Raw genomic sequence first — 9,371 nt, 5'->3', positions numbered from 1 at the left:
TTACATGCGGAACAGACTTTTTTGACCTAGGCCTACTACCTCGCAACTTGGGTTACCTAGTCACTATTCACGCTGCCAGACGAACCACTACCGGCTGAGCAGCACAATAGGCTCGCCGCGGTACGTAGTATGGGCTTGCTCCTGGTAGCCGAATTTACGGGCCAAGGCCAGGGAGGGAGCATTTGCGGGGTCGATGATGCAGGCGGTTTGCGGCCACTGGAAATGCTGCTCGGCCCAGGCTAGGGCGGCCCGCACGGCTTCGGTGGCATAGCCTTGGCCGTGCACGCGCGGGGCTAGCACCCACCCAATCTCGGGGATGCCTTTGATGGAAGGAGTGAGTTCGCGCTGGAAATCGGAGAAACCCACGCAGCCAATAAACCGGCCGGTGCTCTTTTCTTCGACGGCCCAGTACCCGTAGCCCATTAACACCCAGTGGCCTTGCTGGGCCAGCATTTTCCGCCACACGTCTTCTTCCGGCAACGGCTTACCGCCCAGGTAGCGGAAAAAGTCGGGGTCGGTCCACATGGCGGCAAATTCACTCAGGTCTTCTACCCGGTGGCCGCGCAACAGCAGCCGTTCGGTTTCCAGATGAGGAGTTTGAGTCAAGGAGTGAGTTGGGAGAGGAGAGTCAGACATGGCCCCAAGATAGGAAAAGCGGCAAACAAGCTAGTTATGGCATTTCCAGCGGGCTGTACGGTGCTTAGTAAGCTGCCGTGAGTGCCTCGCTGTCCGACACGAAGTTCCCACTAGCTTCGGTTAGAAAGCATGAACAGGTAGCAAAATCTGCCCCGGCTTTTGCCAGCAACTGGCAGTAGAGCGCTAAGCATTCGCTGTATGATTGAAAATCTAACAAGTTTCTGAGTGACGCCAAAACGTGTTAGGTCGGCCGTTTTCTAGTCTGGAGCTCGCTGCGGCGGAATCTGAAGGCCGATTTCATCACCAAAAAGACGGCCGCTGACGCAATACCGGCCGCTGACGCGATATTCCCGTTCAAAGCTCTACGGCAGTGTCTTTACCTCAATGCAGCAGATGCCGCTGTTGCCATTCGTTCGTCTTTTTATCCACCCCAAATCTTATGGCGCAGCAAACCAAAACGAAAACCCGGCGTCAGCAGCGGGACATCATTGTCATTGGCGCCTCGGCGGGCGGGGTGATGGCCTTGCTGGAACTGGTGAAAACCTTGCCGCCCGATTTCCCGGCCGCCATTTTCGTGGTGCAGCACGTGGCGCCAGATTCGCCGAGCATTCTGCCGGAGTTGCTTAGCGGCGTGTCGGCGCTGCTGGCCCGGCACCCCCAAGACGGCGAGACCGTAAAGCCCGGCGTCATCTACGTAGCCTCGCCCGACCATCATTTGCTGGTGGAAAGCGACAAGGTGCTCGTGAAGCGGGGGCCCAAGGAAAATCGGTTCCGGCCTTCCATTGATGCCCTGTTCCGCTCGGCCGCCTATACGTACGGCCCGCGCGTTATCGGGGTGGTGCTCACGGGCTACCTCGATGATGGCACGTCCGGGCTGTGGTCGGTGCAGCGCCTGGGTGGGCTGACCGTGGTGCAGGACCCTACCGATGCCCAGACGCCCGCCATGCCCGCCAACGCCCTGGAGTTTGTGGCCGCCGACCATGTGGTGCCGCTGGCCGAACTAGGCGGACTGCTGGTGCGCCTCACCGCCGAGCCGGCCCCAGCCAAGCCCCGGCTTCGTAGAGATGAACTGGATTTGCTGGAAATTGAGCTTACGATTGCCAAACGCGATAACGCCTTCGAACTAGGCATCATCGACAAAGGCAAGCTGACGCCCTTCACCTGCCCGGACTGCCACGGTGCCCTCACTCAGCTCGTGGAAGGCAACCTGATTCGGTTCCGGTGCCATACGGGGCACGCCTACACCGTGAGTGCCCTGCTCGGCGAGGTAACGCAGTCGGTGGAAAGCATGCTCTACCAAACCATGCGGGGGCTGGAAGAAACCAAAATGCTGCTGGACTCTCTGGGCGAGCATTTCACCCAGGACAAGCAGCCCGCTGTGGCGGCGCTGTTTTTCCGCAAAGCCCAACTCGCCGGCAAGCAAGCCCGCATCGTGCACGACTCCATCATGGAGCACGAGGCTATCAGCGGCGACCTGCAATTCGAGAAAAAGAAAATAACCTGAGAAGCAGCCGCTGTAGCGCGGAACGGATTTTCGCGCTACGTCCGTCGTAGCGACACTCGAATATCTTAGCTATCTACTATTTCAAGAGATTAAAAAGTAAGGCAATATTGTAGTTGAGCGAGCCTAATTGATAACTCCTCCGCAACCCTGGAAAGGCTTTCTACGCATACTTGGTGGGTTTGACTAACTAGCCATAGCCCAGTTTCATCACTTTTTTATCTTACCTCAACCGCATGGAAACCAACCACGCCAACTCCTCCGGCATCGGCGGCACTGATGCCTCCAACGCCACTACCAACCTGCCCGAAGCTACTCCAGCCCAAGCCAGCGGCGCTACGGCTGGTGCTACCTCAACCAGCGCCACCTCAGCAGCTGGTGCTACCGCGGCTGGCGGCTCGCAGAGCGGCAATACGAATTCAAATTCCGGCGACGGCAACAACTGGATGGACTACGCCAACCTGCAAAAAATCGTCGACCAGCTGCCCCAGGGGGTGCGGGACTTCTGCACCAACTCCTGGACCCAGGTAACTGGCCAGGTAAACAAGATGAGCACCACGCAAAAAGTGGCTGGTGCCGTGGCTCTCGTTGGCCTGGGCTACCTAGCCATGCGGCCGGGCAAGTCGAAGTCGCACAAGAACAAAAACCACCGCGGCTCCTGGGACAACACCTACCGGGGCTCGTCGTACGGCTCCTCTAGCGGCGCCCGCTCCGGCAGCAGCTACGGCCACTACGGTGACCAGGAGCATTCTCGTTCCGGCGCAAACTATGGCTCGGGAGCTAATTATGGTTCGGGCTCTAGCTCTAGTTCGGGTGCTGGCTACGGTGCCGGCTCTAGTTCCACTTCAGGGTCTGGCTACGGCTCGGGAGCAGGCTACGGCACGGGCTCAGGTGCGGGGTCTGACTTTGGCTCCGGCTCTTCCTCGGCTAGCGGCGCCGGCTCGTCCTCTTCGGGCAGTGCTGGCGATGCTACGTACCGCGGCAACCTTGGTGGCTCGTCTAGCGCCGGCCGCGACTACAGCAGCGGCATCTAACGAGCCAGCTGGCTTTTTCTGGTAACAGCGCCTCCTGGACATGTCCGGGAGGCGCTGTTTTTTGGTGGTCAAGCCCACAAGGCAGGAGCGAGCGGGCTACTCAAGGATTCGCTTCCCGGAGTCCTGCTTCAACTTCCTCGTCCGTCACGGGGGGCAGGGCTTCGTAGTATTCGTGGGCTTCCAGCGGCGGCGGCGGGCTCAGCAGGCATATTACGGCATCGGCCAAGTTGCGCAGCCGGTCCCTTTTGGCGGGCGAGGCGGCCGGCAGAGCAACTACCAGCAAGCCAGGCTGCTGGTCGCGGGCTACCTCCAACACGTCGGTTAGCTGCGGCTCGGCTGTCGCGCCATCGTCCACCAGAATCAGCACTTGGCCGGGTCGGAGCGCTGCAATAGCTGCGGTCAGCAAGGGGCCTCTTATTGCTACCAGCCCGGTTGCTGGTTGAGCGGTTGCTTCTGCGCAGGCTTGTTCGGCTTCAGTACTTTCCGAAGCTGGTCCTTGGTTTCCCATGTTGGGCATACCTGGTAAGAGTGTCATCGGAAACCCGAGCAGGCGGGCCAGCACCGCCCCAATGGGCACGCCACCCCGGTCCACGGCCATTAACAAGCCGTCGGCGCCGCGTAGATGCCAGAGGCGCTCAGCCAGCCGCAGGGCTGTTGTGAATCGATTAGGTAAGGTGCTCGTCATGGGTCTCAGTTGTAGCGCCGGGATTTACACGAATAATGCCAGGAATCAGCTGTAGAAGCTCGTCGGAGTGAGTTTTGCCTATGGGTTGCAGGAGTATGACTTGTTGCTGAACCCGTCCGAAGTAGGGCCATGCCTAACTATTGTTAGCCTTCGCGCCGGCGGCGTTTACCAAGCAGGTAATAAATCTGCTGGTGGAGTTTGGTCGCAACTGCGCGTAGTTGCGTATAAAAACGGGGCTATATGTACGGCTTTCCTCTCTGCCCTGGATTGCCGCCCTAGATTTTTACTTACTTCTTACGCTATGATTCGCTTGTTTCTCGTTGATGACCACCGCCTTATCCGTGATGGTATTCGGGCGCTGCTCGCTGCCACTCCCGGGTTGTGCGTGGTAGGTGATGCCAACAACGGACAGGAACTGCTCGACCAACTCTCTACAACGCCTGCCGACGTGGTTCTGATGGACCTGAACATGCCCGTGCTCGACGGTTTCGCTACGCTGCCATTGCTACAAGAGCGTTTTCCTCAGACAAGGGTACTGATCCTCAGCATGCTGGACCACGAGCAGTACATCGGCCAAGCGCTCGATGCGGGAGCAGCGGGCTACATACTCAAAAATGCCGACCAAACGGAGATTGTTACGGGCATTCGGGCTGTAGCTGCGGGCAAACGGTTTTTGTGCAGTGATATCGGTCTGCTCATGCTGCAAAAAGTCCTGCACCCCGAGCCTAGTGCCGAATCTAAAAAGTCGGATGCCTTATCGTACCGGGAACTGGAGGTGCTCCGGCTCATTGCTGAAGGCCTCACCAACAACGACATGGCCGAAAAGCTCTTCGTGAGCCGTCGTACCATCGAAACGCACCGCCAAAACATTCTCGAGAAGACCCAGACCAGAAACACCGCGGCCCTCATCAAGTATGCCGTTGAGCAGGGTTTAGTGAACTAGAAGCATCTCCTAAATTTGGATAGTTTGTTTTGCTCTTTATTGCGACTAGTGCCTTAGATAAATGCGCTTGGAGTGGCTGATGGAGCGCCCATAATGCTGCCGAAAAGACACCCGCCATGGTGTTGCAACAACGTTCTGGTACCATCTAGCCTCCTGGCTTGGTTGCTATGCCTCAACTACATAGTTCATCGGATAAAACAAGTAAAATCAGCTTCAGGCGAATTGTAGAGCAGAATCGGCGGCTAAAACTTCAATCTATGGCTATTCTGCCAAGTCAGCTTAGCGAACGACCAAGCACAATTTAACGTACGCACTAACTCGCTAGGCTAGCCACACGAGTGGGTGCTACTTAGCAGAGTTAGATTATGCCAGACTTACTTGATATAGCATTCTCTGACGAGCTGAACCTGTTACGCCAGCAAGCCCTACAGCACTTAGCTGCCACCGGAATCTCGGCGGAGCAAGTTCAGGACCGTGCTCCCAAACAGGTCTACGACACCATGCTGGCCTTGCAGCAGCAGGCGTTGCATCAGGCCCAAAGCGAGGTAAAAGCGCTGCGGCAGGTACTAGCCGTAGCAGCCCAGGCCAGCGCGGCCACCGATCCGGCCTCCGACAAATTTCACCGCCTGTTCGAGTACAGCAGCGATGCTGTGTTTCTGTTAGTCGACAACTACTTCGTGGATTGCAATGCCGCGGCTCTGGTCCTGCTGCGCGCCACCGACAAAAGTCAGCTCCTCGGCCGGCACGCCGCCGAGCTGGCGCCTACCTACCAACCCGATGGCCACCTCAGCCGCAAACGCTCCGACGAGTATTGCCGGCTGGCCTTTGCCCACGGCAGCTACCGCTATGAGTGGCTCGGCCGGCGCTGCACTGGCGAGCTATTTTGGGAGGAAATTCAACTCACGCCCATCACCGTCGAGGGCCAGCAGCTGATGCACGCGCTGTGGCGCGACATCACCCCGCTCAAGGAAGCTGAGCAGCGCCGCCACCAAAGCGAGGAAGACTTGCACCGGGCTCTGCGGGCTGCCAGCGTGGGCACCATCGTCTACACCATCGCCACCCGGGAAGCGCAGCTCGACGAGCAGGCGCTGGCCGTAATGGGCCTTGCGGGGGGCTCGGGACTACTTTCTTACGCCGAATTTCTGCGCCTCGTGCACCCCGACGATGTAGCAGCCACCGAGCAGGGGCTGGCCCTAACCAAGCAAGCGGGAAAGGAGTTGATGCTGGAGTTTCGGGTGGTGTGGCCCGATAGTAGCGTGCACTTCGTGCGGTTTCGGGGGGAGGTGGCCCTGGATGCGCAGGGGCAGCCAGCCCAGTTGCTGGGCGTGCTGCGCGACATTACTATTCGGCGGGAGGCACAGCAAGAGCTACGGCACAAAAACCGCCTGCTGGAGCATATCGTGCAGAATTTGCCGGTAGTACTGGGCCGCCTCACACCAGCGGGCATCTACCAGGAATTGGTGGGCCTGGGACTGCGGCGGGTGGGAGTGCAAGACAACGAACTACGGGGGGCCAGTGCTTTCGATGCATTTCCGAGCATATCGGAATCCACCCGCCGTCTGCTGGCCGGAGAGTCCGTCAACTTCGTGGGTTTCGCCGATCACGAAGGCGAGCGGGTGTACTTTCAGAACTACGGCTTCTTCGACGAGCAGAAGCAAGAGGCCATTGTTTTCGCCATCGACGTAACCGCGTCGGAGCAAATGAAGGCCAGGCTGCGCGCGGAGAAGGATTTCACCAAGCACCTCCTCGACCACAGCCTCGATGCCGTAGTGGCCCTGGACATGGACCTGCGCGTGACGGCCTGGAACCAAGTGGCGACCCGCTACACGGGAGTACCCGAAACCGTAGCCCTTGGGCGCGAACTCTTCGAGCTGCTGCCCAGCATCAATACCCCCGACGCGCGCCAGCTCTTGGATCGAGTACGGCGGGGCTCGCCTGCTACCCTGCACAACCAGCCCTTCGAGCCCCGCCCTGGCACCTACGATGCCTACCTCATGCCCTTGCGCCGCTCGGAGGGAGGCGAGATGACGGGTATTCTGATGATCGGGCGCGATGTAACCGAGCGCAACCGCATGTTCGACGAAGCGGCCCAGCTCCAGCGCCAGCAACAGAAAGCCGTGTTCCAGGCTGTCTTTACGGCCCAGGAGACGGAGCGCAAGCGCATTGCGGAGGCGCTGCACAACGGCGTGGGGCAGCTACTGTACGTCACGAAGCTCGCCTTGGAAGGCCGTTCTGAGCACCCAACCGATCCGGTGGTGCTGCGCGTGCTCGACGAAGCCATTCAGGCCACCCGCACCGTTTCGCACCAGCTAACGCCCAGCATACGGGAGGATTTCGGGCTTCAGGTGGCGTTGCGGGAGCTAGGCAAGCGTATTCCGCCCGAGAAGCTTCAAATACACCTGCACCTGACGGGCCTGGATCAGTCCCGCCCACTGCTGCTCGATTTGGCGGTCTACCGTATCGTGCAAGAGCTGCTCAACAACGTCATCAAGCACGCGCAGGCCCGCCAAGTGCACGTGCAAGTCGAGCACGACGACGACCAAGTGATGCTTAGCGTGCAAGACGATGGCAAAGGCCTGCCCGGTTCTCTGCCGCAGGCCACCATCCCGGGCATGGGCCTGGCCGGCATCCGCAATCGGGCCGAACTGCTCGGGGGCCGTTTCGCCCTCGATTCGCGTCCTGGCCGGGGTACTACGGTACGGGTGGCGTTGCCGGTGCAGCCAGAGTGAAAGCGAGACCTCGCGCTGCTGCGCCAAAGGTAGCTCATTCACAAGATGGTACGTAAGTAGAATCCGTATTTTAGCCTTTCCTGAATCCCAATTTATGCGGACTATTATAGGGTAGCTACGATAGTAAATTTGTATGGGAGTCAGGGTTGGCTCTGGTGCTGATGACGTGTTTGTGATACCTCAACCTATACCCTTCGCCTTATTTAAGAGTGTGCATCCCCGTTACTTTGGTATTGGGCTACGTGGGCATTGCATTGGCGCTGCTGCCTGCGCGCGGCTAGATGCCATGCTTGAGGAAGCATACGCCACGCGCGCGGCCGAAATCTGGCTGGACTGTGAAAATCTCGCCGATATCGACGTGCAAGGATTACGGGTGCTCTTCGCCTGGTTTCGGAAGGTGCAGGCCGACGGGGCTTCTTTCTACGTGTGCGGCCTGTGCCCAGCCGTGCGGACCCGCCTCGAAAACAGCGGCTTAGCCGCCGTATTGCCGCTGTTGCCCACCGAAGCCTTCCGCGGCCCGCGGCCCTTTCTGCGCTAGCTGAGCAGGGGAAGCAACGGCTAGGTGGCGCTGGCCGACAGCGGCAGATCCACGGTGAAGATGCTGCCCTTGCCCTCCGCGCTACTCATCGTTAGGGTGCCTTGGTGCAGCTCCACGATGGTTTTGCACAGCGACAAGCCCAGGCCCGTGGTAGGTTCGCCCCGCAGACCGGGGCGCCGGGCCTTGGTAAACCGCTCAAATACTATTGGTTGCAGCTCCTTGGGAATACCGATACCCTCATCGGCTACCACAATGCGCGCCCGGTCCGGCTGCGGCTCCACTCGCACCGTGATGCGGCCGGTGTCGGGGGTATATTTCAGCGCATTATTAACCAAGTTAACAACCACTTGCAGGATTTTATTGACATCGACTTCCGCGTACACCGGCTCCGGCGGCATTTCTACCACTAGCTGATGAGCCTCCCGCCCTGGGGCCCACTGGAAGGGCTCCAGGCATTGCCGCACCTTCTCGCGCAAGTCCACCCGCTCGCGGCGGAGACTTATTTTGCTGGATTCCAAAAACTCCTGGTCTACCAGGTCATGAATCATGCGTACGCTTTGCTGACTGGTAGTTTGCATCAGGCGCAGCATTTCGGGCACCCGCGGGTTTATCTGGGGGCTCATTTCTTCCTGTACGTACTCTGTTAGCTGCTGGAGCATCACGAAGGCGCCGGCCAAATCGTGGGACAAAATCTCAAGCACCGTGTTTTTCTTGTGGCCAAACTTGTTCAGCAGGTCCCGGGCCTCCTTTTCTATGCTGGTATCGCGGAGGATGCCGCCCAGCCAGATCTGGCCCTGCGCATCCTGGTGCCAGTGCGGCGTGAGGCACAGCCACTGCTCCGACTGGTCGGGGAGTAAAACGCGCAGTTCCACTTCGTCGTGCAGGCCGCCCTTCTGCCACAAACGCCAGCAGCGGCTCAGTACCGGCAAGTCGTCGGGATGCAAGCGGGCAAGCAGGGCCGGCAGTTCCTCGTTCACCTGGTCGCGGCGCCCCCGCAGCACCCGCTCGTAGGCCGCACTAACAAATACGACCCGCGCAGCCTGTAGATCATACATGAAGTGTACGTACGGACTGGCCTGCGCTTGGTCCAGAAAAAACTCAGCGGGGTTCAACATCGCGCGGCAAGTGTTTAGATAAGGGAATGTTAGCTATACCCTTGCCGCTTGGTTTGGTTGTATCGTCCCTGCTTTTCGCGGCAGTTGCGGAGTAGAGCTGCCTCTAGCTCCTATTCGGGAATAGGAGGAGAATTAACCATCAGCCCTGGGTTGCTACATGATTTTTCTAAACGTCTTGCCTTCAATGAGT

At 59.0% G+C, this 9,371-nt stretch carries 8 protein-coding genes; 5 read left to right on the top strand and 3 right to left on the bottom strand.

All coding sequences use genetic code 11. The features are described from left to right. Positions 1–87: 87 nt before the first annotated feature. Complete coding sequence (locus ACYSMN_RS05170) at positions 88–636, bottom strand: GNAT family N-acetyltransferase (protein WP_488922779.1); 549 nt, start codon at positions 634–636, stop codon at positions 88–90. A 439-nt stretch (positions 637–1,075) separates the two neighbouring features. Here ACYSMN_RS05170 and ACYSMN_RS05165 point away from each other — a divergent pair, with 439 nt between their 5' ends. Both ACYSMN_RS05165 and ACYSMN_RS05160 read left to right on the top strand, forming a co-directional pair. Further along, the gene (locus ACYSMN_RS05165; protein WP_488922778.1) at positions 1,076–2,140 is read left to right on the top strand and encodes a chemotaxis protein CheB; all 1,065 of its coding nucleotides are present in this window, start codon (positions 1,076–1,078) and stop codon (positions 2,138–2,140) included. A 233-nt stretch (positions 2,141–2,373) separates the two neighbouring features. Beyond that, positions 2,374–3,171: a hypothetical protein gene (locus ACYSMN_RS05160; protein ID WP_488922777.1), complete on the top strand. Its 798-nt coding sequence runs from the start codon at positions 2,374–2,376 to the stop codon at positions 3,169–3,171. A gap of 100 nt (positions 3,172–3,271) precedes the next feature. Here the strand turns inward: ACYSMN_RS05160 and ACYSMN_RS05155 are convergent, their stop codons facing one another. After that, positions 3,272–3,856, bottom strand: a complete 585-nt coding sequence (locus ACYSMN_RS05155; RefSeq protein ID WP_488922776.1) for a hypothetical protein — start codon at positions 3,854–3,856, stop codon at positions 3,272–3,274. A 301-nt stretch (positions 3,857–4,157) separates the two neighbouring features. On the opposite strand from ACYSMN_RS05155, the gene ACYSMN_RS05150 reads away from it, so the two are divergent. The 3 genes from ACYSMN_RS05150 (at position 4,158) to ACYSMN_RS05140 (ending at position 8,066) form a co-directional block, all read left to right on the top strand. Further along, on the top strand, positions 4,158–4,799 hold the full coding sequence (locus tag ACYSMN_RS05150; RefSeq protein WP_488922775.1) for a response regulator: 642 nt from the start codon (positions 4,158–4,160) through the stop codon (positions 4,797–4,799). A 365-nt stretch (positions 4,800–5,164) separates the two neighbouring features. Continuing rightward, the gene (locus tag ACYSMN_RS05145; RefSeq protein WP_488922774.1) at positions 5,165–7,528 is read left to right on the top strand and encodes a sensor histidine kinase; all 2,364 of its coding nucleotides are present in this window, start codon (positions 5,165–5,167) and stop codon (positions 7,526–7,528) included. Between the two features lie 211 nt (positions 7,529–7,739). Then, complete coding sequence (locus ACYSMN_RS05140) at positions 7,740–8,066, top strand: STAS domain-containing protein (protein ID WP_488922773.1); 327 nt, start codon at positions 7,740–7,742, stop codon at positions 8,064–8,066. 20 nt (positions 8,067–8,086) lie between these two features. On the opposite strand, the gene ACYSMN_RS05135 is transcribed toward ACYSMN_RS05140, so the two are convergent. Then, positions 8,087–9,181, bottom strand: coding sequence for a PAS domain-containing sensor histidine kinase (locus ACYSMN_RS05135; RefSeq protein WP_488922772.1), 1,095 nt, complete (start codon positions 9,179–9,181; stop codon positions 8,087–8,089). Between the last annotated feature and the right edge of the window lie 190 nt (positions 9,182–9,371).

This window comes from Hymenobacter sp. M1-2 (assembly GCF_057808495.1).
The sequence above is the reverse complement of the archived record's forward strand: the minus strand, read 5'-3'. Positions and strand labels throughout refer to the sequence as shown.